At 51.1% G+C, this 26,068-nt stretch carries 21 protein-coding genes, 1 other RNA gene and 4 pseudogenes; 4 read left to right on the top strand and 22 right to left on the bottom strand.

Annotated features, from left to right (window positions below; all coding sequences use genetic code 11):
- Positions 1 to 2 precede the first annotated feature (2 nt).
- The 17 genes and pseudogenes from lpxC to rsmI all read right to left on the bottom strand — a co-directional run bounded on the left by lpxC (position 3) and on the right by rsmI (position 18,582).
- Positions 3 to 920 carry a UDP-3-O-acyl-N-acetylglucosamine deacetylase gene (gene lpxC, locus ATN88_RS22155; protein WP_067419723.1) on the bottom strand — a complete coding sequence of 306 codons (918 nt, stop codon included), beginning with the start codon at positions 918 to 920 and terminating at the stop codon, positions 3 to 5.
- A 115-nt stretch (positions 921 to 1,035) separates the two neighbouring features.
- A complete protein-coding gene (ftsZ, locus tag ATN88_RS22150) occupies positions 1,036 to 2,211 on the bottom strand; it encodes a cell division protein FtsZ (RefSeq protein ID WP_067419722.1) in 1,176 nt (391 codons plus the stop codon).
- Positions 2,212 to 2,244: 33 nt separating this feature from the next.
- The gene (gene ftsA, locus ATN88_RS22145) at positions 2,245 to 3,501 is read right to left on the bottom strand and encodes a cell division protein FtsA (protein WP_067419721.1); all 1,257 of its coding nucleotides are present in this window, start codon (positions 3,499 to 3,501) and stop codon (positions 2,245 to 2,247) included.
- A gap of 17 nt (positions 3,502 to 3,518) precedes the next feature.
- Positions 3,519 to 4,316 carry a cell division protein FtsQ/DivIB gene (locus tag ATN88_RS22140; protein WP_232313479.1) on the bottom strand — a complete coding sequence of 266 codons (798 nt, stop codon included), beginning with the start codon at positions 4,314 to 4,316 and terminating at the stop codon, positions 3,519 to 3,521.
- Positions 4,317 to 4,491: 175 nt separating this feature from the next.
- Entirely contained in the window at positions 4,492 to 5,955 is a 1,464-nt protein-coding gene (murC, locus tag ATN88_RS22135) for a UDP-N-acetylmuramate--L-alanine ligase (RefSeq protein ID WP_067419720.1), read from the bottom strand.
- A gap of 12 nt (positions 5,956 to 5,967) precedes the next feature.
- Positions 5,968 to 7,037, bottom strand: a pseudogene (gene murG / locus ATN88_RS22130) (undecaprenyldiphospho-muramoylpentapeptide beta-N-acetylglucosaminyltransferase).
- Positions 7,009 to 8,220 (bottom strand): cell division protein FtsW, encoded by a 1,212-nt coding sequence (ftsW, locus tag ATN88_RS22125; protein ID WP_067419719.1) that lies wholly within the window; start codon positions 8,218 to 8,220, stop codon positions 7,009 to 7,011. Before ftsW ends, murG begins: the two are co-directional and overlap by 29 nt.
- Positions 8,217 to 9,559 (bottom strand): annotated as a pseudogene (gene murD / locus ATN88_RS22120) (UDP-N-acetylmuramoyl-L-alanine--D-glutamate ligase). Before murD ends, ftsW begins: the two are co-directional and overlap by 4 nt.
- The gene (gene mraY / locus ATN88_RS22115; protein WP_067419718.1) at positions 9,560 to 10,642 is read right to left on the bottom strand and encodes a phospho-N-acetylmuramoyl-pentapeptide-transferase; all 1,083 of its coding nucleotides are present in this window, start codon (positions 10,640 to 10,642) and stop codon (positions 9,560 to 9,562) included. It lies immediately after the preceding pseudogene.
- Positions 10,636 to 11,997, bottom strand: a complete 1,362-nt coding sequence (locus tag ATN88_RS22110) for a UDP-N-acetylmuramoyl-tripeptide--D-alanyl-D-alanine ligase (protein ID WP_067419717.1) — start codon at positions 11,995 to 11,997, stop codon at positions 10,636 to 10,638. The genes mraY and ATN88_RS22110 overlap by 7 nt, the downstream gene beginning before the upstream one ends.
- Positions 11,994 to 13,481: a UDP-N-acetylmuramoyl-L-alanyl-D-glutamate--2,6-diaminopimelate ligase gene (gene murE, locus ATN88_RS22105; RefSeq protein WP_067419716.1), complete on the bottom strand. Its 1,488-nt coding sequence runs from the start codon at positions 13,479 to 13,481 to the stop codon at positions 11,994 to 11,996. The genes ATN88_RS22110 and murE overlap by 4 nt, the downstream gene beginning before the upstream one ends.
- Before the next feature lie 85 nt (positions 13,482 to 13,566).
- Complete coding sequence (locus ATN88_RS22100) at positions 13,567 to 15,231, bottom strand: penicillin-binding transpeptidase domain-containing protein (protein ID WP_408607730.1); 1,665 nt, start codon at positions 15,229 to 15,231, stop codon at positions 13,567 to 13,569.
- Complete coding sequence (ftsL, locus tag ATN88_RS22095) at positions 15,231 to 15,542, bottom strand: cell division protein FtsL (RefSeq protein WP_067419715.1); 312 nt, start codon at positions 15,540 to 15,542, stop codon at positions 15,231 to 15,233. Before ftsL ends, ATN88_RS22100 begins: the two co-directional genes overlap by 1 nt.
- On the bottom strand, positions 15,542 to 16,495 hold the full coding sequence (gene rsmH / locus ATN88_RS22090) for a 16S rRNA (cytosine(1402)-N(4))-methyltransferase RsmH (RefSeq protein ID WP_067419714.1): 954 nt from the start codon (positions 16,493 to 16,495) through the stop codon (positions 15,542 to 15,544). The genes ftsL and rsmH overlap by 1 nt, the downstream gene beginning before the upstream one ends.
- Positions 16,496 to 16,507: 12 nt before the next feature.
- Positions 16,508 to 16,966 (bottom strand): division/cell wall cluster transcriptional repressor MraZ, encoded by a 459-nt coding sequence (gene mraZ / locus ATN88_RS22085; protein ID WP_067419713.1) that lies wholly within the window; start codon positions 16,964 to 16,966, stop codon positions 16,508 to 16,510.
- A 320-nt stretch (positions 16,967 to 17,286) separates the two neighbouring features.
- An RNA gene (gene rnpB, locus ATN88_RS22080) (RNase P RNA component class A) lies at positions 17,287 to 17,665 on the bottom strand.
- A 53-nt stretch (positions 17,666 to 17,718) separates the two neighbouring features.
- Positions 17,719 to 18,582: a 16S rRNA (cytidine(1402)-2'-O)-methyltransferase gene (gene rsmI, locus ATN88_RS22075; RefSeq protein ID WP_067419712.1), complete on the bottom strand. Its 864-nt coding sequence runs from the start codon at positions 18,580 to 18,582 to the stop codon at positions 17,719 to 17,721.
- A 55-nt stretch (positions 18,583 to 18,637) separates the two neighbouring features.
- Between rsmI and ATN88_RS22070 the strand changes: the two genes are divergently transcribed.
- Genes ATN88_RS22070 through ATN88_RS22055 form a run of 4 tightly spaced genes read left to right on the top strand, consistent with a single transcriptional unit; the run spans position 18,638 to position 21,980 of the window.
- Positions 18,638 to 20,479: a penicillin-binding protein activator gene (locus ATN88_RS22070; protein WP_067419711.1), complete on the top strand. Its 1,842-nt coding sequence runs from the start codon at positions 18,638 to 18,640 to the stop codon at positions 20,477 to 20,479.
- The gene (locus ATN88_RS22065) at positions 20,463 to 20,831 is read left to right on the top strand and encodes a YraN family protein (RefSeq protein ID WP_067419710.1); all 369 of its coding nucleotides are present in this window, start codon (positions 20,463 to 20,465) and stop codon (positions 20,829 to 20,831) included. The genes ATN88_RS22070 and ATN88_RS22065 overlap by 17 nt, the downstream gene beginning before the upstream one ends.
- Before the next feature lie 3 nt (positions 20,832 to 20,834).
- Positions 20,835 to 21,425 (top strand): phosphoheptose isomerase, encoded by a 591-nt coding sequence (locus ATN88_RS22060; RefSeq protein ID WP_067419709.1) that lies wholly within the window; start codon positions 20,835 to 20,837, stop codon positions 21,423 to 21,425.
- A 3-nt stretch (positions 21,426 to 21,428) separates the two neighbouring features.
- Positions 21,429 to 21,980 carry a BON domain-containing protein gene (locus tag ATN88_RS22055; RefSeq protein ID WP_067419708.1) on the top strand — a complete coding sequence of 184 codons (552 nt, stop codon included), beginning with the start codon at positions 21,429 to 21,431 and terminating at the stop codon, positions 21,978 to 21,980.
- Between the two features lie 77 nt (positions 21,981 to 22,057).
- On the opposite strand, the gene sspB is transcribed toward ATN88_RS22055, so the two are convergent.
- The 5 genes and pseudogenes from sspB to petA form a co-directional block, all read right to left on the bottom strand.
- Positions 22,058 to 22,534 carry a ClpXP protease specificity-enhancing factor gene (sspB, locus tag ATN88_RS22050; protein ID WP_067419707.1) on the bottom strand — a complete coding sequence of 159 codons (477 nt, stop codon included), beginning with the start codon at positions 22,532 to 22,534 and terminating at the stop codon, positions 22,058 to 22,060.
- The gene (gene sspA / locus ATN88_RS22045; protein WP_067419706.1) at positions 22,534 to 23,169 is read right to left on the bottom strand and encodes a stringent starvation protein SspA; all 636 of its coding nucleotides are present in this window, start codon (positions 23,167 to 23,169) and stop codon (positions 22,534 to 22,536) included. The genes sspB and sspA overlap by 1 nt, the downstream gene beginning before the upstream one ends.
- A gap of 86 nt (positions 23,170 to 23,255) precedes the next feature.
- A pseudogene (locus tag ATN88_RS22040) lies at positions 23,256 to 23,992 on the bottom strand (cytochrome c1).
- Positions 23,989 to 25,253, bottom strand: a pseudogene (locus ATN88_RS22035) (cytochrome b). The pseudogenes ATN88_RS22040 and ATN88_RS22035 overlap by 4 nt, the downstream one beginning before the upstream one ends.
- Positions 25,253 to 25,843, bottom strand: a complete 591-nt coding sequence (petA, locus tag ATN88_RS22030; RefSeq protein WP_067419705.1) for a ubiquinol-cytochrome c reductase iron-sulfur subunit — start codon at positions 25,841 to 25,843, stop codon at positions 25,253 to 25,255. Before petA ends, ATN88_RS22035 begins: the two are co-directional and overlap by 1 nt.
- Positions 25,844 to 26,068: the final 225 nt, after the last annotated feature.

The raw sequence follows: 26,068 nt of genomic DNA, 5'->3' as shown, positions 1-26,068 counted from the left end.
TCTTAGGCGAGAACCATGCCTGGTTGTGCAAACGTCACTGGCAATGTTTGTTCGTTTTCGAATGTTGCCCATTCCCACGCTTCTTGGTCAGCAAGCACTGCTCGTAGAAGCTGGTTGTTCAACGCGTGACCTGACTTGTATGCGCGCATTTCACCAATGATGTTGTGACCACACATGTAAAGGTCGCCAATCGCGTCCAGTACTTTGTGTTTCACTAGCTCATTGTCGTAACGCAGGCCTTCTTCGTTCAGGATACGGTAGTCGTCCAAAACAATTGCACAGTCAAAGCTGCCGCCAAGGCACAGATTGCGTGATTGAAGGTATTCAATATCACGCATAAAGCCAAATGTACGTGCGCGGCTGATATCTTTGATAAACGATTTCGAAGAGAAATCTAGCACCAGATTCTGTTGCTCTGATTCAATCGCTGGGTGATTAAAGTCGATAGCGAAATCCAAGCGGAAACCGTCGTAAGGTAACAACTCAGCCCACTTGTCGCCGTCTTCGATGCGAACAGGTTTCTTAATGCGCACAAAACGTTTTGGAGCATTAAGAGTTTCAATCCCCGCTGATTGCAACAGATAGATAAACGGACTAGCACTGCCGTCCATGATCGGAATCTCTGGTGCGTCAACTTCAACGATAACGTTGTCGATACCCATACCCGCCAGCGCCGCATTAAGGTGCTCAACGGTAGAGATACGAACGCCTTCGTCGTTTACCAATGCAGTACACAACATGGTGTCGCGTACAGACGCTGGATCCGCTGGGAAGTCCACTGGCGGGTTAAGGTCTGTACGGCGGTAGATAACACCTGTGTTAGCTGCTGCCGGGCGCAGGATCAACGTGACCTTACGGCCAGAGTGCAAACCAACTCCGGTCGTTTGAACAATAGTTTTTAATGTTCGTTGTCTAATCATCTGCCATTCCCAACTTAAATTTTTTGCGCCCCAAATCACCCATTACGGTGTCACAAAAGGGCAAAACGGGCAGCATGATAACATGCTGCTGCTCACAAACCAAGCACCGCCTAGATTAGTCTGCCTGCTTACGCAGGAAGGCTGGAATATCTAAGTAGTCTTGTTCTTGCTTCGGCTTAGGCGCAACGTTCGTCTGTGGCTGAGCTACCTGTTCTGCTGGACGACCAGCCGGCACGTTCGTTGCCGCTTTAGGAGCTTCTTGCAAAGGCTGTGCCTTATTTTCTACTGGCGCAGGTTTTTGAGAACCAGGAACCAGAGTAATGTCAGGCTTACGCTCATTGCCAATACCTGTCGCTACAATCGTTACTCGCAACTCTTCAGACATCTCTGGGTCCATAGAAGTTCCGATAACAACCGTCGCATTGTCAGACGCAAACGCTTTTATAGTGTTACCCACAGTTTCGAATTCATCCAGTCGCATATCGAAACCAGCTGTAATATTTACGAGAACACCACGCGCACCTGCAAGATCAATGTCTTCCAACAGTGGGCTAGAAATCGCAATTTCTGCAGCTTCTTCAGCACGATCTTCGCCGGTTGCAACACCGCTACCCATCATCGCATGACCCATTTCAGACATCACGGTACGGACGTCTGCAAAGTCGACGTTGATAAGGCCAGGACGGGTGATCAGCTCAGCGATACCCTGAACAGCGTTACGCAGTACGTCGTTAGCTTTCGCAAACGCGTCCAGCAGCGTAATGCCGCGACCCAGAACCTTCAGCAACTTCTCGTTCGGGATAGTGATCAGTGAGTCAACGTGCTTAGAAAGCTCATCGATACCCTGCTCAGCAAATACCATGCGCTTCTTTCCTTCAAAGCTAAATGGCTTAGTCACCACCGCTACAGTAAGAATGCCCAGCTCTTTCGCAATCTCAGCGATAACAGGTGCTGCACCGGTACCGGTACCGCCGCCCATACCCGCTGCGATAAATACCATATCGGCACCTTCGAGCTCAGCTTTAATCGCTTCGCGATCTTCCATCGCAGATTCGCGACCTACTTGTGGGTTTGCACCCGCGCCTAGGCCTTTGGTGATATCACCACCGATTTGAATAACAGTGCTAACCGCAGTTTTACGCAGAGCTTGAGCGTCCGTGTTGACGGTGATGAACTCAACACCTTCAATTGACTCTCGTACCATGTGTTCGACTGCATTACCACCGCCGCCGCCAACACCAACGACTTTAATTACCGCATCGTTGGACATTTCCATCATCGGTTCAAACATGTGTTCTCTCCGTCTTTCCTGTTCGCATCAGGTTTAAAATTCTTTCTTAAGCCAGCCACTAAGCTTACTGAACATTCCGGATACAGTACGCTTAGGCTCTGGTTCGCTCGTTTCGTTCAATAGGTTATCTTTGCCGTAATGCAGCAAACCAACCGATGTCGCATGGACCGGTGTGTTGACATAGTCAGTCAACCCCGTGACTCCCTCAGGAAGTCCCACACGAACTTGGTTCTGGAATACACGTTCTGCACATTCCACTAACCCTTGCATTTGTGCCGCACCACCGGTCAGGACAACGCCTGCCGCTAACTGGTGCTTAACGCCTTGTGCACGTAGGCGTTCCTGAACTCGCTCCAGCTCTTGCTGTACCAACCCCAGCAATTCGCTGCAGCGAGGCTCAATAACTTCCGCCAACGTCTGTCGTTGCAGGCTGCGCGAAGGACGGCCGCCTACACTTGGGACGTTAACTTTTGCATCTTTGTTTACCAGTTCACTCAGTGCGCAGCCGTGTCTGACTTTAATCTTCTCTGCATCACTCAGTGGCGTGCCGAAGGCATACGCGATATCACTGGTAACGACATTACCGGCGTATGGGATAACCGCTGCGTGGCGCAGTGCACCACCAGTCCATACCGCAATGTCCATGGTTCCGCCGCCGATATCGACAACGCAAACACCTAATTCTCTCTCGTCCGCAGTGATCACTGCATGGCTGGCTGCCAGCCCAGAGAAAATCAACTGATCAACTTTCAGGCCACAACGCTCAACCGCTTTTTCAATGTTTCTTGCGGTGTCATTGTGACAAGTGATCAGGTGTACGCTGGCTTCCATACGGACGCCTGACAACCCGACTGGGTTTTTAATCCCTTCCTGGTAGTCAATCTTGTACTCTTGTGGAATCACATGGAGTACACGTTGCTCATCACTGATTTTCACGGACTTCGCCGTGTGAATCACCATGTCCACGTCGTCTTGCGTGACTTCTTCGTCGGAGATGGTGCCCATGCCTCGCTCGGTCTGGCAGTGAATGTGTTTGCCTGACAGCGACAAAAATACGGAGCGGATCTTGTAATCTGACATCAGCTCAGCGTCATTGACTGCACGCTCTACCGATTTCACGACAGATTCCAGATCGTTTACACCACCTTTATCCATCCCCTGAGATGGAGTGGTGCCAACGCCCAATATATTGACGGCGCCATCTGGCAGCACTTCACTGACTACCACCGATACTTTTGAAGTACCGATGTCCAACCCAACAATCAAAGGTCTGTCAGCTGTCTGTTTCATCCCACCTACTCTCAGGTTTACTCTTTACTGGCTTGATCAGGGGCTTTCCAGCCCACCGCAGCACCAGTGTCATAGCGCAAATCCACGTACTGAATTGTTCGGCCTGTTGCGTCGATATCTTTAATCAGCCCAACAAACCGTTCTAATCTTTCGTCTCTGGACTCTCGCCCTAACTCGATACGCACACCGTCTCGAGTCACAATTCGCCAAGAGCGTCGCTCATTGAGCGCCAGCGCGGCGATTTGATAGTCCGTCGGGGCCAAAATATTTCTCAGCTCCCGCCACACTTGTAATACTTCTTCTTCACTGCCTTCTGGGCCATGAAGAGAGACCAGATGCAGGTCTTTCACGTCTTCGGGTTTGGCGTTGAATACCACACCATGGGTATCCAGCAATCGAGACCCATTCCAGACCGCTTCAGGTTGATATTCTGTCACATTGACTTTCAACGTATCTGGCCATTGCTTTCTTATTGCAACGTTTGCCACCCAAGGCAGTGATGCCACCGCTTCATGAATGGTGTCGACATCCTGCAGCATAAAGCTTTTGAGTGTCCCCAGTGTTAACACTGCGTTTCTCACGTCAGCAGGCGACACATGCTGCAAATCACCTTGTACAACAATCTGGGACAAAGGGAGCTGCTGCTCATCCCCCATCCAAGCCAGTACTCGGAGCAAAGACCAAACGATAGCCAGAATGACAAATACCAAAAACACCAGCCCCCCCAATGCGATTTCAACATTGAAGGTTGAGCCGGTAAGTCTTCTGCCGTCATTTGCGTCATATCTGGCAATTGCCTCGCTCTTGATGGGCAACCTGCCGCTTTACTAATTGCAAAGCCGACCGATTATAACGGTCAGTTTGACAGGTCACCAACCCTTCTTAACACAGAAGTGATGAAGCTGAGATCAAATACATGCAAAACCACCAAAAACAGGTTAAAAGTTAGACATCAACCAGTTATGGTGTGCTGCAAGCACACTTTGATTTCTAGCTTTGCTCACTCAGTGCTTTTCTATCCAGTTTCAATTCAGCCAGTTTTCTGGCCACTTTACCGATGTCACCCGCGCCTTGTGTCAGGACCAAATCGCCCGGTTGAATAACAGCTTCCAACGCTGCTGGCAGCGCATCAACATCCGGTACAAAAATCGGGTCAATCTTGCCGCGGCTGCGAATGGTACGACACAAGCTGCGACCGTCTGCGCCCGCAATCGGTGCTTCACCCGCGGAATACACATCCAGCATCAGCAGCACATCAACGTGCTCAAGCACGTTTGCAAAGTCATCGTAAAGATCACGTGTGCGGCTGTAGCGGTGCGGTTGGAATACCATGACCAAGCGATTATCAGGCCAACCCGCGCGTGCAGCTTGGATGGTCACGTCCACTTCACTTGGGTGATGACCGTAATCATCCACCAGCAAAACTTCGCCATCATCCACTGGGAACAGACCCAGTTGGTCAAAACGACGCCCCGTGCCTTCAAAGCTTGCCAATGCGCGCAAGATAGCGTCATCTTCCACACCATCTTCGGTTGCCACAGCCACTGCCGCGGTTGCGTTCAATGCGTTGTGACGACCAGGAATGTTCAGTTCGATGTGCAGCTCAGGCTTGTCTTTACGCAAAATGGTGAAGATGCCCTTTTGACCTTCCTGACGGTAGTCTTTCAGTTGCACATCTGCGTCTTCAGCGAAGCCGTACGTGATGACCTGACGGCCAATCGTTGGGATCAGCTCACGCACCACAGGATCGTCGATGCACATCACCGCCTGACCATAGAAAGGCAGTTTGTGCAGGAAATCGATAAAGGTTTGCTTCAGATTGCCAAAATCGCCGCCATACGTATCCATATGGTCAGCTTCAATGTTGGTCACAATCGCGACCATTGGCTGCAGGTGAAGGAATGACGCATCACTCTCATCGGCCTCTGCAATCAGGTAACGGCTGCAACCTAGACGTGCATTGGTACCAGCACTTTTCACCAGACCACCGTTTACAAACGTTGGATCCAGACCCGCTTCTTGATAGATCAGCGTGGTCAGTGCTGTGGTGGTGGTTTTACCGTGCGTACCTGCAACCGCGATACCGTGACGGTAACGCATCAGCTCTGCCAGCATTTCTGCGCGGCGTACTACTGGAATGCGCGCCGCTTTCGCCGCCACCAGTTCTGGGTTGTCTTGTCGAATAGCCGTAGACACAACCACCACACTCGCGCCTTCCACATTGGTTTCCGCATGGCTAATAAAGACCTTGGCACCTTTGCTTTCCAAACGCTGAGTTACTGCGTTCTCAGACAGATCTGAGCCAGTAATTTCGTAGCCTTCATTCAGCAGAACTTCAGCAATACCGCACATACCGGCACCGCCGATACCCACAAAGTGGATACGCTTCACACGGCGCATTTCTGGCACCATGGTGCGAATTTTTTCTAACTGGTGACTATCAAACTTGCCCATCACTCTCTTCTCTTAATTTGCGACTTCTTTGATGACATCTGCCACGCGCACTGCGGCATCTTTGATGCCCGCTTTTCGTGCGGCGTCTGACATGGCCGTCAAAGACGTTGAATTCTGATTCTCTAATAGGTCTGCCAGCTTTTGCGCTGTCAGATCTGGCTGTTCCAGCATCAAAGCAGCACCGCTGCTTACCAGATGCTCAGCATTCAGTGCCTGTTGGCGGTCTTTGTGCATGAATGGCACGAAGATCGCGGGACGCCCGCCACCGACACTTCTGAAACGGTTAATGCGCCCGAACGACAAATCAGCATGTCAGCCCATTGATAAGCCGCTGCAACATCGTCGATAAACTCGGTCACGTCGACGCTTTCAACGCCCGAGGCTTGGTATCTCGCTTGCGTATCGTCCTTTGCGCCTTTGCCCGCTTGGTGTCTCACCACAACCGGGCGTTTTAACAAAGCAATGGCCTCTGGCACGGTATGGTTGAGGATTCTCGCCCCTTGGCTTCCGCCCATCACCAATACCTTTAGTGGCTCGCCATCTTGATAGGCGGGAGCCTGTGGCAGTTCACACACGTCTTTTCGAACCGGGTTACCTACCACTTCTTTATCTGCAAATGCGCCCGGGAATGCCTGCAACACACGTTTGGCAATCTTTGCCAACCAGCTGTTCGTCAAACCCGCCACGGCATTTTGTTCGTGAAGCACGACGGGCACACCGCTTAGCCATGCTGCCAGCCCACCCGGACCGCTAACATAACCACCCATGCCTAACACGGCATCAGGCTTCCATTGTTTGATGTACTTTCTCGCCTGAAACACCGCGTTCAAGATCATCCAAGGGGAAAGCAGTTTACGCGCAAACCCTGCACCACGCAGCCCTTTTACTTGAATAAAGTCGATCTCAATACCATGTTTTGGCACAAGTTCCGCTTCCATTCGGTCTGCGGTTCCCAACCAGCGAATTTCCCATCCTTGTTGCTGAAGCTCTTGCGCCACAGCAAGCCCTGGGAAAACATGACCACCCGTACCGCCGGCCATGACAAGTAGTCGTTTATTCTTTTGTTCTTTTTCGTTTTTCATGAGACACAATTCGCTGGTGCGCTTGTGAGGTTTCCAATCGATATTCGTGGTCAATCCTCAACAGCAGCGCAACCGCTGTAGACATAACAAATAAACTCGAGCCACCGTAACTTACCAGCGGCAACGTAAGACCTTTGGTTGGCATAATGCCCGCGGCAGCACCGACGTTAACCAGTGCCTGAAACGCAAACCAGATACCGATACCAAACGCAAGATAGCCCCCAAAGAGCTGGTCGTTTTCAAGGCATCGTTTACCGATAAAGAGCGCGCGGAACACCAACGCAAACACCATCAGAAGCACCAGCGTCACGCCGACTAAGCCAAGCTCTTCTGCCAGCACGGCCACAACAAAGTCCGTGTGCGCTTCTGGGAGGTATTCCAATTTTTGAATCGAGTTTCCGAGCCCTTGCCCCCACCAATCACCACGACCAAACGCCATCAATGATTGCGTGAGCTGGTAACCTTTCCCAAACGGGTCATCCCAAGGGTCAAGGAAGGACGTCACACGCGCGACACGATAAGGTTCAACGGCAATCAACAAGCCCACCAAGCCAAGGCCTGTGGCAAGGAGCGCACCAAACTGCCAAAGCTTTGCGCCCGCAATAAAGAGCATGCCCACTGTGGTCACGAACATTACGATGACCGACCCCAAGTCAGGCTGCGCCAGCAAGAGCACTGCAATCACCACAAGCACCGCGAGCGGCTTGAAAAAGCCTCGGAAGCTTTCACGCACTTCCCCTTGTCGGCGGACAAGGTAGCCAGAGATAAACAAGAACAGAGAAAGCTTTGATACTTCTGCAGGCTGCAGGTTAATCACACCCAGTGGCAGCCAGCGCACCGCACCGTTCACCGAGCGGCCGATAAACAAGACCGCAAACAGGAGAACTAGTGAGGTTAACAGCATAGGGACACTGAGTTGCTGCCAGCGAGACAGCGGAATTTGCATGGCGAGCCCGGCAATGATCAGCGCACCGATGAGGTAGACACCCTGACGCATTGCAAAGTAAAACGGCTGATCGACCAGACGGGTCGAGACGGGGATTGATGCGGATGACACCATGATTAGGCCCACCATCATCAACCCAAAAGAAAGCCATACCAGTTGGCGGTCATACAAAGCGGTTGGCGCTGGTTTAGATACCCAACGCCAGACATTGATGTCTTCCCACTTAATGCCCATCATCCTGAGATACTCTCCTCTGAATGACGAGCAGCAATCTCTTTTGCGTAAGCCGCAAAGGTGTCGCCGCGCACCATGAAGTTTTGGAACTGATCGAAGCTGGCACACGCAGGTGAAAGCAACACCATGTCGCCCGCTTTCGAGGTTTTCGCTGCGATATCCATCGCCTGTTGCATGGTATCAACCACGATAGGCTCAGCCACCAGTGAGGTAAACGCATCACCATCACGGCCGTAGCAGTAAAGCGCAACATCGAGCTTATCTAAAGCTGGTTTCAGTGAAGAGAACTCCGCACCTTTACCGTCGCCCCCCACAAGAAGGTGTAACTTACCCGCCAATTGAAGACCATCAAGCGCAGCCAAGGTGCTTGCTGGGTTGGTCGCTTTGGAGTCGTTCACCCAAAGCACGCCATCATGTTTAATCACTTGCTGACAACGGTGTGGCAAACCGCGGTATTCACGCATTGCGGCGCGTTGCGCATCACGAGACACACCCGCTGCATCGGCCAACGCCATTGCGGCCAGACAGTTTGCCACGTTATGACGGCCTACCAAGGCAATGTCAGACACCGCCATGACTTGCTCGCCCTTTGCGGTCAACCATTCTTCGCCATCACGAAGGGTCAGTGTGTAATCCCCTTCAGTAAAACCAAAGCTAATGGCATTGACTGACTCAGGTGCTTTGGTTTGTACGTCATCCTGATTCCAAACCGCCAGTTGGGTTTGGTCGAAAATACGTAGCTTGGCTTGACGATAATCTTCCATGCCGTCGTAGCGATCCATATGGTCTTCAGACAGGTTCAGGAAGATAGCCGCCGTCATGTCGAGTGACGAGGTCGTTTCCAACTGGAAACTTGACAGTTCAAGCACATACAAATCGTGGTTGTTTGCCAACATGTCTAATGCGGCAAAACCAATGTTGCCACCCACGCCGACATTGACGCTGTCAGCGTTGGCCATTTCACCCATCAGGCTTGTGACGGTGCTTTTGCCGTTTGAGCCGGTAATGCCAATCACCGGCGCGCTCACATCGCGGGCGAATAGTTCAATGTCGCCGACAATCTCAATGCCTTTTTCCGCCGCAGCGCGAAGTGCTGGCGTAGCCAATGCGATACCTGGCTCGCAACAATTTGGTCAGCGCTTAACAGCCAGTCCATGTTCCAGCCACCCGCATAAAGCTCGACATTTGCAGGAAGCTGATCCGCACCCGGAGGATTGTCTCGGGTATCAATCACTTGAATGGTTGCGCCGTCGGCTTTTTTCACAAGGTGCATAACGACGGAGAGCCCGGTCATACCGAGCCCTATCACCACAATGCGTTTTGTTGCGGCTACCGTGTTCATTTAACGCACCTTCAGTGTTGCTAGTCCAGCAAGAACCAGCATCAGTGTAATGATCCAGAATCGTACAATTACGCGCGGCTCTGGCCAGCCTTTGAGCTCATAATGGTGGTGAATGGGTGCCATGCGGAAAATACGTTGACCGCGCAGCTTGTATGACCCCACCTGCAAGATCACTGACAGGGTTTCCATCACGAATACACCGCCCATGATCACCAACAAGAATTCTTGACGCACCAGCACGGCAATTGTGCCTAACGCACCGCCCAAAGCCAGTGAGCCAACATCGCCCATAAAGACTTGAGCTGGGTAAGTGTTAAACCAGAGGAAACCAAGTCCCGCCCCCACAATGGCAGCACAAACGACCACCAACTCACCCGCATCTTTGATGTACGGAATGTGCAGGTACTCAGCAAAATTCACGTTGCCCGTCGCCCACGCAATAAAAGCAAAACCGCTTGCAACCATCACCGTCGGCATGATGGCCAAACCATCCAGACCGTCAGTCAGGTTCACCGCGTTACTGGTGCCCACAATTACGAAGTAAGTGAACACAACGTAGAACAAGCCAAGTTGCGGCATGACATCTTTGAAGAAAGGCACCACAAGCTGGGTAGCAGCGGTATCTTTACCATGTGCGTAAAGTGCAAACGCCACAATCAGCGCAATGGCGGATTGCCAAAAGTATTTCCAGCGCGCAATCAAACCGTCCGTGTTCTTGCGCACCACTTTGCGGTAATCATCCACAAAACCAATCGCGCCATAGCCTAACGTGACGAACAATACTGCCCACACGTAAGGGTTAGAAAGATCTGCCCACAGCAGCACAGTCACAGTGATTGCCGTTAGGATCATGATGCCGCCCATTGTCGGCGTACCACGCTTGCTAAAGTGAGATTCAGGCCCTTCGTTGCGAACAACCTGGCCTATTTGCAGCATCTGAAGGCGTGCGATAAGGCGAGGCCCCATCCAAAGGGAGAGTAAAAGTGCTGTCAGGACACTCAAGATCGCACGGAACGTTAGGTAGTCAAACAGACGGAAGAAAGAGAAATGTTGTGTCAGAAGATCCGATAGCCAATCTAGCATGTGACTGCCTCCTCAATGGCTGAGACGACTTCCCACATCTTCATTCCGTTGGCACCTTTCACCAACACGGACACTTCAGGTTTTGTTTTCATGAGTTCTACTACATGCGCAATCAGCGCGTCTTTTTGCTCGAAATGCTGACCACCACACTGCGCACTAATCACAGCACTGGCTGGTCCATGGGTAATAACAGTTTGAATCGATGCCTTGGCGAGGTGATCGGCGACTTCTTGATGCACAGAGGCAGAGTGTTCCCCCATCTCAGCCATATCAGCAAGCACAATCACTTTTTCGCCTTCAAAACCGTCTAGCAGATCAACCGCCGCCTTCATTGCTGCAAGGCTGGCGTTGTAACTGTCATCAATCAATCGAAGATTCGGACGAGGGAAGCTGATCGCTCCGCGCCCTTTCACTGGTGCGACTGACGCCAAGCCCGCCACCACATCGTCCATGGTAATACTGTCGATGCTCAGGGCAGCCATCGCCGCAAGCACGGCGTTTGCAACGTTGTGTTCACCTGGCAAGCTCAATGACACAGGAAACGTACCGTTTGGCGTGACCAAATCAAAGGCATAACAACCGCCATCAATTTGCTGCATGTTCTTCGCGTGAAAGTCTGCCGGACTATCTTTCACCGTCATGGTTTGCACGTGCTTGTCTGCCAAGACTGCAGACCATGCCTCGCCGCCCTGACTGTCTAAGTTCACAATCGCTAGCGAACCTGCTGCCAAACCTTCGTAAATTTCGCCTTTGGCTTTTGCCACACCGGCAAGCGAGCCAAAGCCTTCCAAATGCGCAGCCGCAAGATTGGTGACCAATGCCACGTCAGGCTTCACCAATTGGGTGGTGTAGGCGATTTCACCGATGTGGTTAGCACCAAGCTCCATCACCGCAAACTCATCAGACGGTTGCAAACGAAGCAGGGTCAACGGCACACCGATGTCATTGTTAAAGTTGCCTGCGGTATACAGCGTTTGTCCTTTGCGAGACAAAATCGCAGCCAGCATTTCTTTGACTGTGGTTTTCCCACAGCTGCCGGTCAGGGCAATGGTTTTAACGTGGCATTGCGATTTGACCCAAGCACCGAGTTGTCCCAGTGCGAGCTTGGTGTCTTCTACCACCAGCTGAGGTAAATCGACATCTACCTTTTTGGAGACCAGCAGCGCAGAGGCCCCGTTTTCTTTTGCGGTCGCCACAAAGTCGTGCGCATCAAATCGCTCTCCAATGAGTGCCACAAACAAGGCACCGTTACCCAAGGTACGGGTGTCGGTCGATACCGCCGTGATCGTTTCATCTTGCCCGACAAGATCTGCTTGTAGCACGTCGCAAAGCGCGCTCAATGTAACTGGAATCATACGTCTCCCTCCAGCAGTGCTTGTACGGTTTCACGATCTGAATAGTGGATCGTCCCAGAAGCAAGAACCTGATAGTCTTCATGCCCCTTACCTGCAACCAAGATCACATCGTCTTTCGATGCATTTTCAAAGGCATAGCGACAGGCTTCAGCGCGGTCATGAAGAACAATGGCGTCATCTGGGTTAGACATCCCTTTCAGCATGTCTTCAACGATAAGCTGTGGAGATTCAGAGCGAGGGTTATCATCGGTCAAAATGGCTTGGTCTGCGAGATTTTCTGCAATTTCCGCCATCATCGGGCGTTTGCCAGTATCACGGTCACCGCCGCAGCCGAAAATACACCAGAGCTTGGACTCACAATGACGACGCAAAGCCAGCAGGGCCTTTTCCAGCGCATCGGGGGTGTGAGCATAATCCACAACCATCATAGGTTTGTCAGGATGATGAAAAACTTCCATGCGGCCAATCACGGCTTGAAGCTGAGAGGCAGTTGCCATCAAGGCTGTTTTTTCGTAGCCAAGGCCAAGCAGGGTTGTCAGGCTGAGTAAGAGGTTCATTACGTTGAACTCTCCCACTAGCGGAGCCGTGAAACTCGACGCGCCCCAGCTTGAATCAAAGGAAATGCTCACACCGCTGGTTGCATACTCCACCTTGGTCAGCCATAGCTTGCGACCCGGGTGAAACGCTACGCCAGATTCCGTCATAGAAACAGCGATGGCTTCTGGCATGCTGCGAAGCCATTCTGCGCCGACAGAGTCGTCCGCGTTGATCACCGACACCGACGTGCCGTAATGGGTAAACAAACGCAGTTTCGCTTCTGCGTACGCTTCCATGGTGCCGTGATAATCCAAATGATCACGGCTGAGATTAGTGAAAATTGCCGCATCGAAAGCAACCGCTTTCACGCGATCTTGAACTAAACCGTGGGAAGAGACTTCCATCGCCACATGCGTGGCATCTTCTGAATGAAAACGCGCCAGTTGCGCTTGGATGTCTAACGCACTGCCTGTGGTGTTAGGTGCAGGCTCTAGGGCAGAAAGAAAACCGTTGCCGGTTGTGCCCATGACCGCCGCCTTACCGCCCAACAAATCAATCCACTGCGCCACCAACTGGCTAATGGTCGTTTTACCATTGGTGCCTGTCACGCCAATCACTGTCATCGCCTGACTTGGCAATTGATAGTAGCGCGCAGAAAGCTCGGACAAGGTGGATTTTAAGTGCGGGAAAGAAATGACAGGCACATTGCCGCGCATTTCAATATCAAACTGACCTTGGGTATCGCCATCATCAGCAATAACCGCAACAGCACCTGCTTCAATGGCAGCAGGAATAAATTTTCGCGCATCCAATGCATGGCCCTGAACGGCCACAAAAACATCCCCTGACTGAAGTTGGCGATTATCCAGCGTCAATCCTGAGATAACGACATCCTGTTCCAGTTCGTACCAGGGTGCCAAAAGGTTTTTTAGACTTGTTATCGGCATCAGTTCTGCCTGTTCGTTTTAGCAAGTTGTAACTGGGACTGCTCCGCATCCGGTGCAATATTCAAAATCTGTAGCGCGCTTTTCATCACTTCCGCAAACACAGGGCCGCAACTTGGCCGCCATAGTACTTGTCGCCTTGCGGTTCGTTAATCACCACCACCAGAGCCAAGCGAGGGTCGCTGATTGGTGCAATACCTGCGGTATAACCTATGTATTCATCACCATAGCCACCCGCGACCGCCACTTTTGCGGTACCGGTTTTCGCGCCGACGCGATAACCCGGAACGGCCGCACGGTGAGCACTGCCGCCTTTTTCAGTTACCGACTCAAGCATGTCGAGTACTTTGCGGGTGTTTTCACGCGACGCGACTTGTTTACCCGGCACAATGGCTTCGGTCTTCAAAATCGACAGTGGTCTGTTCACGCCCATACTGCCAAGCGTGGCGTAAGCACGTACTAACTGCGCAGGGGTAATAGAAAGACCATAACCAAACGCTAGCGTTGCGCGTTCAAAATCAGACCAACGGCGTCGGTTAGGATACAGACCAAACGACTCACCAATGAGGTTAACGCCGGTCGCATCGCCGATACCGAAGCTGCTGTAAAGGCCAAGCAATGCTTCCACTGGCATAGCAAGAGACAACTTACTCACGCCAATGTTGCTCGACTTTTTGAGAATTTTACGAAGATCGGCCTTGCCGACTTTAGATACGTCACGCACGCGCGCACCGCCGATGGACATAATGCCGTTGCCGGTATCGATAATGGTGTGCTCATCGGCCACGCCATTTTCGAGAGCCGCCAACACCACCAGAGGTTTGATGGTTGAACCCGGCTCAAACACGTCCGTGATAGCACGGTTACGCATCTTAAAGCTTTTGAGGTCGGCACGATTGTTCGGGTTGTAAGACGGTGCATTGACCATGGCAAGCACCTCACCGGTACGGACATCGACCATCACCAGCGACCCTGACGTCGCACGATAATCGGCGACTGCCTGTTTGATTGCACGGTAAGAAATGGCCTGAAGACGCTGGTCAATACTGAGCTGCAGTGGTTTGCCTTCTTCCTTCGCTTCAAGGGAGATGTTTTCAACCACGCGGCCATAACGGTCTTTGCGCACCGTTCGGCGTCCTGGCTCGCCACTTAGCCAACCATCGTAACCACGTTCAATCCCTTCAAGGCCGCGACCATCAATCCCCGTCACACCGACTAAGTGAGCACTAACCTCACCGGTTGGATAGAAACGACGAGATTCATCGTTGAGGCCAATGCCCGGCAGCTTGAGGCTTTCCACGTATTCAGACATGGCAGGGCCAACTTGGCGCTGCAGATAGATAAAGCGTTTGTTCTTGTTCTTTTCAATGCGTGCCAGCATTTGTTCGCGATCAAGACCCAGCACATCGGCGAGAGCATACCAGCGGTCTTTCTCAGCCAGTCCGCCATTTTTAAACACGGTCACAGGGTCAACATAAACCGCTTGCACCGGTACACTGACCGCGAGCGGTTCACCGTTTCGGTCTGAGATCATACCACGGGCAGAAGGAAGGGCTTTGACACGTACAGAACGCAAATCGCCTTCGTAACGAAGGCGGTCGGGTTCGATGACTTGGATGAATGCAGCACGAGCGATGAGCGCAAAAAGGGCGAGGGAGATACAAATACAAACCGTCACAAAGCGCCACTTGATCAGCGTTGGTGCCGGTTTTACTGCCCGGGGATTTTTAGGTTTGTTTTTACCCTTAATCACTATTGGCTCACTATGATTTCACGGTTGTTGTCAGGGCGGATCATATCTTGATCGCGCCTTGCCATCTCTTCGACGCGGCTATGCTCTGACAACGCATGTTCTTCCAGTATCTGGTTGCGCCATTCGACATCGAGGCGCTCGCGTTCGATCAGCAGCCTGTCTTGCAGGGCAATAACCGAACGCGTTTGTTGGGTGACGTACACCACCGCAAGGGCAGAAATCAGCACCAGCACCAATAAGGACAAAGGGACTCTACCTATCGAGGTCAAATCCCGCAGAATCTGTCTTGTCAGTCCTGGCGTCTGTTCCATTAGTTACCCAGTTTTTCAGCAACACGCAGCACCGAGCTACGAGAGCGGGTGTTGTCTGTTACTTCTATGTCGGTTGGCTTCAATGCCTTACCCACAGGTTTCATGTTTGCGCTGCCCAGTGCGCGAATTTGATCTTCGGTCAACGGCACGCCGCGAGGGACATCCGGTCCTTTGCTTTGTTTGCGAATAAAACGCTTCACCAGACGATCTTCCAGCGAGTGGAAACTGATGATCGACAAACGGCCGCCTGGTGCCAGCACTTCAAGCGCGCCTTGCATCGCGGTTTCAATCTCTTCCAGCTCACTGTTGATGTAGATGCGAATAGCTTGGAATGAGCGAGTTGCAGGGTGCTTTTTCTTGTCGCGTGAAGGCGACGCTTGTGCAATCAGGTTTGCCAGCTGCAGCGTACGCGTCAGCGGCTCTTTGGTTTCATCTTCGCGGTGCGCCACAATCGCGCGCGCAATGCGTTTGGCAAAACGCTCTTCACCGAACTCTTTCAGTACCCACGCAATGTCATCTGCGTCGGCTTCTTGCAGCCATTGCGCAGCGGAAATGCCAGACGTCGGGTCCATACGCATGTCCAGCGGACCGTCACGCATGAAGCTGAAACCACGCTCTGGATCGTCAAGCTGCGGAGAAGACACACCAAGATCCAGCAATACGCCGTCAATCTTGCCGCTTAAGCCACGCTCTTCAATGTATTGTTGGACACCAGAAAACGGGCCATGAATGATGTTGAATCGTGGATCATCGATCTTTGCTGCTTCAGCAATCGCTTGAGGGTCACGGTCAATACTGTAAAGACGACCATTTTCACCCAGTCGCGACAGGATTTCGCGAGAGTGACCGCCACGGCCAAAGGTGCCGTCAACGTAAATACCATCAGGTTTAAGGGCTAAGCCTTCGATAGATTCATGGAGAAGGACGGAAATGTGTGAGAACTGCTCTGACATAATCTTGGGTACCTATAGCGAGAAGTTACTGAGCCGCTCGCTCAATGCTTCCGCTGATTCCGCTTGAAGTTGAATATCTTGGTCGATTTGTTGCTGCCATCTGTCGCTGTTCCACAATTCAAACTTGTTCAATTGCCCAACCAACATAGCTTTCCCTTCTAACCCTGCGTACTCACGCAGCGTTGGGGATATCAATAATCGACCTTGTCCGTCCATCTCACACTCAAAGGCATGACCCAAAAGCAAACGCTGCAATCTGCGCTCTGCCGGGTTGAGGCTAGATAAGCGGGAAAGTTTGGCTTCAATGCGCTCCCATTCGGGCAATGGATAAACAAGCAGGCATGGTAACTGATGATCAATGGTGCATACAAACACGCCATCACAGAGCGCATCGAGTTCTTCTCGATATCGCTTCGGTAATGCCACCCGACCTTTCGTGTCGAGCGAGATTGCGCTGACGCCCCTCAACATGCCACTGATTTCCCTTTTATCCCAAAATTAACCACTTTCTTCCACTATTTCCCACTTAGAAGTGTACGTAGCAGGCAAAAAGAAAGTCAAGCAGGGCAAAGGGATGATATTGCTCACGATTTTGTGAACAGCATTCTAGATCAAAGGCTTGCCCGCCAATTATCGGCGCTGTTTTTTTAACCAGACATCATCCTTTATCGGGAAGACGCGGGGTATGCCCCAAAAACGGCTTAGAAAAGTCGGAATGAATGACAGAAAAAGTCGTTGTGGGATACCCAAAATAAAGAAGGCGAGCAAAATGCTCGCCTTCTTTAAGGTGTTTAGTGAGTTGGCCTATAAGCCGGGTTCTGTACCGTAAAAACGGTGGTAGCCATTCGTCTAGGCCTGCAATCGCTCACAGGCTCAAGCAACCTACCCGTCCCCAACGCGGGCCGCGCCAAAGGGGACCTATTTGGTCTTGCTCCGGGTGGAGTTTACCGTGCCACGAACTGTTGCCAGTCGCGCGGTGCGCTCTTACCGCACCCTTTCACCCTTACCTGATCTCCGAAGAGCCATCGGCGGTTTGCTCTCTGTTGCACTGGTCGTAGCTTGCGCCCCCCAGGCGTTACCTGGCACCCTGCCCTGTGGAGCCCGGACTTTCCTCCCCTTCGTCAGTCTCCCAAAGGACATCAACGAAGCAGCGGCTACCCGGCCAACTCAGGCGGCGGATTATATAGAACTCGCCGCACAGGATCCAGCGCAAACTCGAGAAGTTATTGCTCTAAACTCTCTAAGCCCCATTTATACAGCGCATTTTTCTTCACGCCGTACAATTCTGCAGCAATCGCTGCTGCTTTTTTCAACGGCAACTCTTTAGCGAGCAGCGCAACCGCTTTGGTTGCCTCTGGTGGTAGGTCGTTCTTCTCAGCGCGATGACCCGCAACAAGCAAAACCATTTCACCGCGAACGCGATTACTGTCTTCATTCAACCACGGGATCAGCTCACCCAATGGTGCACCATGAATGCTTTCATAGGTTTTGGTCAGTTCGCGAGCCAACACCACTTGGCGTTCTTCGCCCAGCACGGCCAGCATGTCTTCCAAGGTATCCATGATGCGGTGCGGTGACTCATAGAAAATCATGGTGCGTGGATCGCTGGCGATTTCCATGAATTTGTCACGACGCCCTTTGCTCTTTGGCGGAAGGAACCCTTCGAAGCTAAAACGGTCTGAAGGTAAGCCAGACGCGCTAAGTGCGGTAATTACCGCACACGGACCAGGAAGCGGGACAACTTTAACACCCGCCTGACGACAGCGCGTCACCAGATGGTATCCTGGATCTGATATCAACGGCGTGCCGGCATCAGAGACCAAAGCGATGTTCTGGCCATTGACCAATTTTTCAATCAACACATCCGCTTTTTGTTGTTCATTGTGGTCATGCAGAGCAAAAGTTCGGGTCGTGATTCCAAAATGGGACAACAGTTTACCAGTGTGGCGGGTATCCTCGGCAGCGATGATGTCAACCTGCTGCAATATCTCTAGTGCACGCTGAGTGATATCACCAAGGTTTCCGATCGGTGTCGGTACGATATATAAAGTTGAGACGTCAACCATGGTTGAAGTTTCATCAGTCATTTGTTTCACAACCCTTCGGCGATTAATATAGAGGGCAACAAGTTACGGACAGAAGATGTTCATGCGTAAAATAACCCATAAGTGCAAAAGTGTATCACGACTTCTCCCACCAATCGCGCTGGCTTTGGTGCTTTCTGCATGTCAGACGACGCCGCCTGTGGAGCAAGGTCCTCAATATGACATTACTGCCCCGGCTCGCGAGTCATCAACCTTCTACCTGCTTCAGGCAGAAACGTCGACGGACGAAGAAAATGCAGACTGGTATTTGCTCGCACTCAAAGCCTTGATTGAAGAAAATCAATTTGCGCAGGCTGACGTGTTGGTGAGCCGACTGGCAAAAATGCTGCTCACCCAGCTTCAACTGTCAGAGTGGCTACTAAACCGCGCGCTTTTGCTTGATAAAAAAGGCAAAACACAAGCCGCATTGGACAGCCTGAACTTTCAACAAGACTGGCGACTTCCTGCCATCCAGTATCAGCGTTACTACCAGTTGATAGGTAATTTCTACAAGAAACTGGGTAACCAGCCGGGTGCTGTGTTTGCATGGGCAGAGGCATCGCCTTACCTGAGCGATACCTACGACAAGCAAAAGAACTGGGAAAAGGTTTGGAAGAGCTTAATCCAAATGCCTCAACCCGATTTGAACGCCTTGTCCCGTGCAGGCAATGAAATCTTGAACGGTTGGATTGACTTGGTCACACAGCTTCGCCGTTACGCAGGTCATCCTGCCCGTCAGCAAGAAGCCCTCAATGAGTGGTTGGCTGCGAATCCTCAGCATCCTGCAAACCAATACTTGCCCGATGATCTAGCCACCCTGCAGGCGATGGAAATCCTTCGTCCAGAGCGTATTGGCGTGTTGCTACCACTTAGTGACAAGTTTGCAGCGCAAGGCGAAGCCATCCGTAACGGCTTTGTCCAAGGATTGCTGGATGATGCGTCTGGCGAGAAAGCCCCTGCGGTGAAATTCTACGACACCAATGCTACTTCAATGGCTGACATCGTTGCTCAGATGCAAGCTGACGGCATTCAGTTCGTGATTGGTCCACTGCAAAAAGACAAAGTTGAAGCGTTCTTGCGAGACAGCCAGCACAGCTTGCCAACGCTGGCTCTGAACATACCGAAAGAAGACCACGCAGAAGCCAACGCGTGTTTCTTTACGCTCTCCCCAGAGCAAGAAGCGCAGCAAGCTGCGATTCACATTACCCAAAACGGTCAGAAGTACCCGTTGGTCATTGCGCCAAACAACGGGTTTGGTAAACGTGTAAGCGAGGCCTTCTCTGAGCAGTGGGAAGCACTGAACGGCGAGCCGGCTGAAGTCGAGTTCTTCAAAAACCGCGCGGCGATGCAAAAAACCGTTCAACGCGTGTTTGGTTTGACAGAGAGCCAGGCGCGTATTCAGCAGATGAAGCAACTGACTGGTCTGGACTTGGAAGCAGAGCAACGCAGTCGCCGCGATGTGGATGCGGTGTACCTGGTTGCCAACGCAGGTGAACTGACACTGCTTAAGCCATTTATCGAAGTAGCCATTAACCCGGATGTACAGCCACCGAAGCTCTATGCGAGCTCACGCAGCAACAACCGCGTGAAAGGTGTTGGTGAAATCGGCGAACTTCGCGGTATTGAGTTTAGCGACGTACCGTTGTTGGTTGAGCCAAACCACCCAGCGTCTGCGCGATTCCACCAGCTATGGCCAGAGCTCGACAACGGTATGACTCGCCTGTATGCCTTAGGTATGGATGCTTACTCATTGATTGAAGCCCTGCCACAGATGCAAGTCTTGCCAGAGTACCGCTTCGAAGGCCAGTCCGGCGAATTGACACTGGGCGACTACTGCACAGTGAACCGCACCGTGTCTTGGGCAAAATTCGGAGATCAGGGGATTGTTTCAGTTAAGTAAGAAACAATCTGGCGATCATTATGAACAACAAGCCTGCCGCTATCTCAAGCGGCAGGGTTTGTCTTTTATTGAAAAAAATGTGCGCTTTACACTGGGCGAGTTAGACCTTGTTATGCGCGACGGGAACTGTTTGGTTTTCGTCGAAGTAAAGTATCGCAAAAGCCTCCATTTTGGTGGTGCAGCCCTTTCCGTCACTCCCCAGAAACAACAAAAAATGCTGAAGTCTGCCTATCTGTGGCTTTCAAAACAGGGACTTTCAGCAACACAAACCGAGTTCCGTTTTGATGTCGTGGCTTTTGAAGGCGATGTAAAGTCGGTAAACTGGATTAAAAATATATTTATTGAAGGGTAATCAATGCTAGACAGCATCAAAGAGAGCTTTACCGAAAGCATCCAAACACAAATTGCCGCTGCCGAAGCCCTGCCGGAGCAGATTTCCAAGGCCGCGATGGTGATGGTTCAGTGTTTGCTCAATGGCAATAAGATCCTTTGTTGCGGTAACGGCGGCTCTGCAGCCAACGCTCAGCACTTTGCATCGTGTCTGTTGAACCGTTTTGAGACCGAGCGTCCAAGCCTGCCAGCACTAGCTCTAACGGCGGATACAGTGACGCTGACGGCGGTTGCCAATGATTACCACCACGATGAAGTCTTTTCCAAACAAGTTCGCGCGTTTGGCCAAGGCGGCGATGTGCTGCTGGCACTTTCAACCAGCGGCAACAGTAAAGACATCATTAAAGCCATGGAAGCGGCGGTAACGCGAGACATGACCATCGTAGCTCTTACCGGTAAAGACGGTGGCGAAATGGCAGGTCTTTTGGGTGAACAGGACGTTGAGATCCGCATTCCGTCTCAACGCACTGCCCGCGTACAGGAAGTTCATCTTATTACTCTCCATACCCTGTGCGACCTGATTGACCAGTATCTGTTCCCTACTCACGGAGAATAGCGTATGAAAAAAGCACTTATTCTAGCAGCAGTATTGGGTTTGAGTGCTTGTTCAACCATCTACGAACAGGATACCCGATCGGCAAAAACTGAGCTCAGCGACACCCATCTTGCGATGGAAGTGGCAGGCATCGTCAATAAGCCACCTTATCGCGGCGATACGCGCGTTAATGCGGTTTCCTATGACGGTAAGATGTTGCTCATTGGACAAGCCAAAACAGAGGCTCTGAGGAGCTCTTTGGTGCAAAAGGTGCGTGAGATAAATGGTATAGAGACCATTTATGATCAGATCCGCATTAAGCCGCCACTTTCCCTTGGCGATGTCAGCAAAGACACCTGGCTCACCACCAAAGTGAAATCTGCACTGATTGGCAGTAAAAAGCTCAACAACGTCAACATCAAAGTCATTACTGAAGACAGTGAAGTGTTTTTGCTGGGTTACGTGACGTATGAACAAGCCAATGAAGCGACCGAAATCGCCAGAAACATCAGCGGCGTGAAGCAAGTGATCAAAGGCTTCCAATATTATGAGCCGCAGCAACAACCTGCGCAGTAACATAGGAACGCGCCGTCTTGCGACTTAACCTTGTGGGATGGGATAAAAACAAAAAAGCAGCCTATCGGCTGCTTTTTTTATTTCACGACAGTCAGTGTCGGACGACCTTTTGGTCTCGCCGGCGTTTCTTCCGGTGTTTCCTCAGTCTCGATGGTTTCTTCCACTGTGTCTAACACAGGCTCAGTAACGTCATCGCTTTCTTCGATGCGCTCAAGCTCGGCTTCATACGCTGGCTCTGACTCGAACATGGTGCCTGCACCATTTTCGCGTGCATAAATCGCAACGACGGCGTACAAAGGAACGGTTACCGTCATTGGACGACCACCGAAGCGCGCATTGAAACGCACTTCATCGTTCGCCAATTCAAGGTTACCCACTGCACGAGGTGCAATGTTCAGCACAATCTGACCATCTTGAACATACTCGAACGGCACGTTCACATACGGCAAGGTTGCATCAACCACCAAATGTGGCGTCAGATCGTTATCTAATAGCCAGTCGTAAAACGCCCGCAACAAGTACGGGCGACGTGGCGTCAGATTGATATCTTCCATTACTGAGTCAGGCGCATTTCGCGTTCTGCTTCAGTCAGTGAAGCTAGGAATGAATCACGTTCGAATACGCGAGCCATGTAAGTCTTCACTTCTTTCGCACCTGGACCGCTCAGCTCGATGCCCATAACAGGCAGACGCCACAACAGTGGTGCTAGGTAACAATCTACCAGGCTGAATTCTTCGCTCATGAAGAATGGGTATTCAGCGAATACCGGTGCCAGTGCCAGCAGCTCTTCACGCAGTTGACGACGTGCACGGTCCGCTTCTTCCGCATTGCCTTTTTCAATTTTCTCAGCAAGTACGTACCAGTTGCGCTCGATGCGGTACATCATCAGACGACTGTTTCCGCGAGCAACTGGGTATACTGGCATCAATGGTGGGTGCGGGAAACGCTCATCCAGGTATTCCATTATGATGTTAGCGTTGTACAACGCCAGTTCACGATCAACCAGCGTTGGAACCGAATTGTACGGATTCAGATCCAGTAAATCCTCTGGCAGGTTGTTTGGATCAACAAGCTCAATCTCATAAGTCACACCTTTCTCTGCAAGAACGATGCGTACTTGATGGCTATACATGTCTGATGCGTCTGAATACAACGTCATCACCGAGCGTTTATTGGCAGCAACAGCCATTAACCCCTCCAGAATATTTCATCTATAGAAAAAACAATGGGAGCACCTGCTCCCATTGTGGATCAGCAACTCACTAGATTAACCGATCAGTGAACATCTCGCCAATACTCTTTCTTCAGCAAGATGGCAAGAATCAAGAAAATCACGATGAATCCAATGACCCAATAGCCCATCTGCTGGCGCTCAAGCTTGTTAGCTCGCCAGAGTATTCTAGGAAGTTAACCAAATCGCGCACTGCGTCGTCGTATTCTTCTGGGCTTAGCTCACCGTTACCCAGTGATTCGATACCCATAAACTCTTCCACGTACTCACCGTCAACCAGCACTGTTTTGTACTGTTTGACTGGTGTGCCTTGCAGCTCTTCCAGTACGTGTGGCATACCCACGCTTGGGAATACTGAGTTGTTCACACCAAACGGACGCGCGTCATCTTGGTAGAACGAACGCAGATAGGTGTAAATCCAATCTGTTCCACGAACACGTGCCACCAGTGTCAAGTCAGGTGCTGGACCACCAAAGAAGGTCGCTCCGTCTTCGGCTGACATCGCGTTTTTCACCAAGTCACCAATCTTGGCATTGCTGTCGAAAACCAGATTTTCCAGCATCAATTCTTTTGGAATATCGAGGTCTTCTGCAATGCGTTCATAACGCTGGTACTGCGTGGCGTGACAGCCAAAACAGTAGTTCATGAACAGCTTGGCACCGTTTTGCAAAGATGCTTTGTCTGACAAATCATTGTTTGCCGCATCCAATGGAATACTCGGTCCCGCCGCCATCGCAAGAGAGGGCAGCAGAGCAAACAGCATTACAATCCACTTCTTCATTTGTAATTCACCCTCTCCGGTAATGGTTTCGTCGCTTCATTTTTGCTGTAGAAGAACAGCGCAACGAAGAACATGAAGTAACCAAAGCTAAAGATCTGCGCCATCAAGGTATACGTCGGTGTCGCTGGTAGCGCACCCAAAATACCCAATGCGATGAACGAGACAGTGAATTGTGCAATGTTCGCCAGATGGATTTTGCTGCGGTAGCGGTATGAGCGCACTTTACAGCGGTCAAGCCAAGGCAGCAGGAAGAGCACCACGATCGCGAGCCCCATCAGTACCACACCTGCAAGCTTGTCTGGCACCGCACGCAAGATGGCGTAAAACGGTGTGAAGTACCATACAGGAGCAATGTGTTCTGGTGTTTTCAACGGGTTAGCCGCTTCAAAGTTAGGTGGCTCAAGGAAGTAGCCGCCCATCTCTGGGTTAAAGAAAATCACATACGCAAACAAAATACCGAAGATACCCACACCAATCAGGTCTTTCACAGTCCCGTAAGGGTGGAAAGGTACGGAGTCGATGATGTCGTACTTCTTGGTGTAGTACTCATGGAATGGGAATTGCGTTTGGTAGTTTTCACCTTTGGTGCCTTTTGGCAGCTTGGTGTCAATACCGTCTGGGTTGTTTGAACCCACTTCGTGCAGTGCCAGAATGTGCAGCACAACCAACAGCAGCAGTACGATTGGCAACGCAACCACATGCAGCGCAAAGAAGCGGTTCAGTGTTGCACCTGAAAGCACGTAGTCACCACGAATCCACAAGGTCAGGTCATCACCAATCCAAGGAATTGCACCAAACAGCGAAATGATTACCTGTGCACCCCAGTAAGACATCTGACCCCATGGCAGCAGGTAGCCCATAAAAGCTTCTGCCATCAGAATCAAGAAGATCAACATACCGAAGACCCAAAGCAGCTCACGCGGCTTTTGGTATGAACCGTAAATCAAACCACGGAACATGTGCAGGTAGACCACCACGAAGAATGCGGATGCACCGGTGGAGTGCATGTAACGCAGCAACCAACCGTATTCCACATCACGCATGATGTATTCGATAGAAGCAAACGCCCCTTCACCTGAAGGGTTGTAGCTCATGGTCAACCAAATGCCTGTCAAAAGCTGGTTTACCAGCACCAGCATGGCGAGCGAGCAAACAGGTACCAGAAGTTAAAGTTTTTAGGCATTGGGTATTCTGACAAATGCTTCTTGTAAGCATTTATCGCAGGTAGGCGTTTCTCAAACCAGTTCAGCAAGTTTTCCATTACGCAGTCCCCTCATCAGCACCCACCAAAATACGGTTATCGTTAAGATACGTGTAAGGCGGGACAACCAGATTAAGTGGCGCAGGAACACTTTGGAACACGCGGCCTGCCATGTCGAACTTCGAACCGTGACATGGGCAGAAGAAGCCAGATTTGACACCTTCTACCTGCTCACCAAAGCTGTCTGGCAAATAGGTTGGAGAGCATCCAAGATGCGTACAGAGTCCTACCGCCACAAAGATCTCTGGCTTGATCGAACGATAGGTATTTTTAATATAATCAGGCTGTTGTGGCTCAACAGACTCAGGATCTCTCAGCTTGTCCGCAATTTGATCCAATTGCGAAAGAGATTCCTGCCCGCGTCTTACAATCCAAACTGGCTTCCCTTGCCAAATGACGCGAACCAACTGGCCTTCTTCAACTTTACTAATATCGACTTCGACCGGAGCACCGGCAGCCTTAGCTTTGGCGCTAGGGTTCCATGACTTAATAAACGGTACAGCGACTGCCACTGCACCTACACCGCCTACAACAGCGGTAGACATAGTCAGGAAACGACGTCGGCCGGAATTAACTGGCGCATTGCTCATCCAACATTCTCCCATGTGCTCCCGCATGGATTTTTATAACTGTCCTTATGCGTCCCTGGAGCGTACGGCTTACTCAAAAAGAATTTTAATTTACGTAAAACTCTCGCCGATTATCCAATAATAACCTACGAATACGTCGCCTAAATGATAAGGAAAACCCCACTTTCTGACAAGATAAAGCTACCTTTTTGTAACAAATGTGAGGTATACACCGTTTTTTTTAAC

The organism is Enterovibrio coralii, from assembly GCF_001559595.1.
Taxonomy (GTDB): domain Bacteria; phylum Pseudomonadota; class Gammaproteobacteria; order Enterobacterales; family Vibrionaceae; genus Enterovibrio; species Enterovibrio coralii.
The sequence above is the reverse complement of the archived record's forward strand: the minus strand, read 5'-3'. Positions and strand labels throughout refer to the sequence as shown.

What these genes read in the sequence shown, in the direction of transcription:
- lpxC (WP_067419723.1), bottom strand. Translation starts at nt 920, where the DNA reads ATGATTAGACAACGAACATTAAAAACTATTGTTCAAACGACCGGAGTT.
- ftsZ (WP_067419722.1), bottom strand. Translation starts at nt 2,211, where the DNA reads ATGTTTGAACCGATGATGGAAATGTCCAACGATGCGGTAATTAAAGTC.
- ftsA (WP_067419721.1), bottom strand. Translation starts at nt 3,501, where the DNA reads ATGAAACAGACAGCTGACAGACCTTTGATTGTTGGGTTGGACATCGGT.
- murC (WP_067419720.1), bottom strand. Translation starts at nt 5,955, where the DNA reads ATGGGCAAGTTTGATAGTCACCAGTTAGAAAAAATTCGCACCATGGTG.
- ftsW (WP_067419719.1), bottom strand. Translation starts at nt 8,220, where the DNA reads ATGATGGGCATTAAGTGGGAAGACATCAATGTCTGGCGTTGGGTATCT.
- mraY (WP_067419718.1), bottom strand. Translation starts at nt 10,642, where the DNA reads ATGCTAGATTGGCTATCGGATCTTCTGACACAACATTTCTCTTTCTTC.
- ATN88_RS22110 (WP_067419717.1), bottom strand. Translation starts at nt 11,997, where the DNA reads ATGATTCCAGTTACATTGAGCGCGCTTTGCGACGTGCTACAAGCAGAT.
- murE (WP_067419716.1), bottom strand. Translation starts at nt 13,481, where the DNA reads ATGCCGATAACAAGTCTAAAAAACCTTTTGGCACCCTGGTACGAACTG.
- ftsL (WP_067419715.1), bottom strand. Translation starts at nt 15,542, where the DNA reads ATGGAACAGACGCCAGGACTGACAAGACAGATTCTGCGGGATTTGACC.
- rsmH (WP_067419714.1), bottom strand. Translation starts at nt 16,495, where the DNA reads ATGTCAGAGCAGTTCTCACACATTTCCGTCCTTCTCCATGAATCTATC.
- mraZ (WP_067419713.1), bottom strand. Translation starts at nt 16,966, where the DNA reads ATGTTGAGGGGCGTCAGCGCAATCTCGCTCGACACGAAAGGTCGGGTG.
- rsmI (WP_067419712.1), bottom strand. Translation starts at nt 18,582, where the DNA reads ATGACTGATGAAACTTCAACCATGGTTGACGTCTCAACTTTATATATC.
- ATN88_RS22070 (WP_067419711.1), top strand. Translation starts at nt 18,638, where the DNA reads ATGTTCATGCGTAAAATAACCCATAAGTGCAAAAGTGTATCACGACTT.
- ATN88_RS22060 (WP_067419709.1), top strand. Translation starts at nt 20,835, where the DNA reads ATGCTAGACAGCATCAAAGAGAGCTTTACCGAAAGCATCCAAACACAA.
- ATN88_RS22055 (WP_067419708.1), top strand. Translation starts at nt 21,429, where the DNA reads ATGAAAAAAGCACTTATTCTAGCAGCAGTATTGGGTTTGAGTGCTTGT.
- sspB (WP_067419707.1), bottom strand. Translation starts at nt 22,534, where the DNA reads ATGGAAGATATCAATCTGACGCCACGTCGCCCGTACTTGTTGCGGGCG.
- sspA (WP_067419706.1), bottom strand. Translation starts at nt 23,169, where the DNA reads ATGGCTGTTGCTGCCAATAAACGCTCGGTGATGACGTTGTATTCAGAC.
- petA (WP_067419705.1), bottom strand. Translation starts at nt 25,843, where the DNA reads ATGAGCAATGCGCCAGTTAATTCCGGCCGACGTCGTTTCCTGACTATG.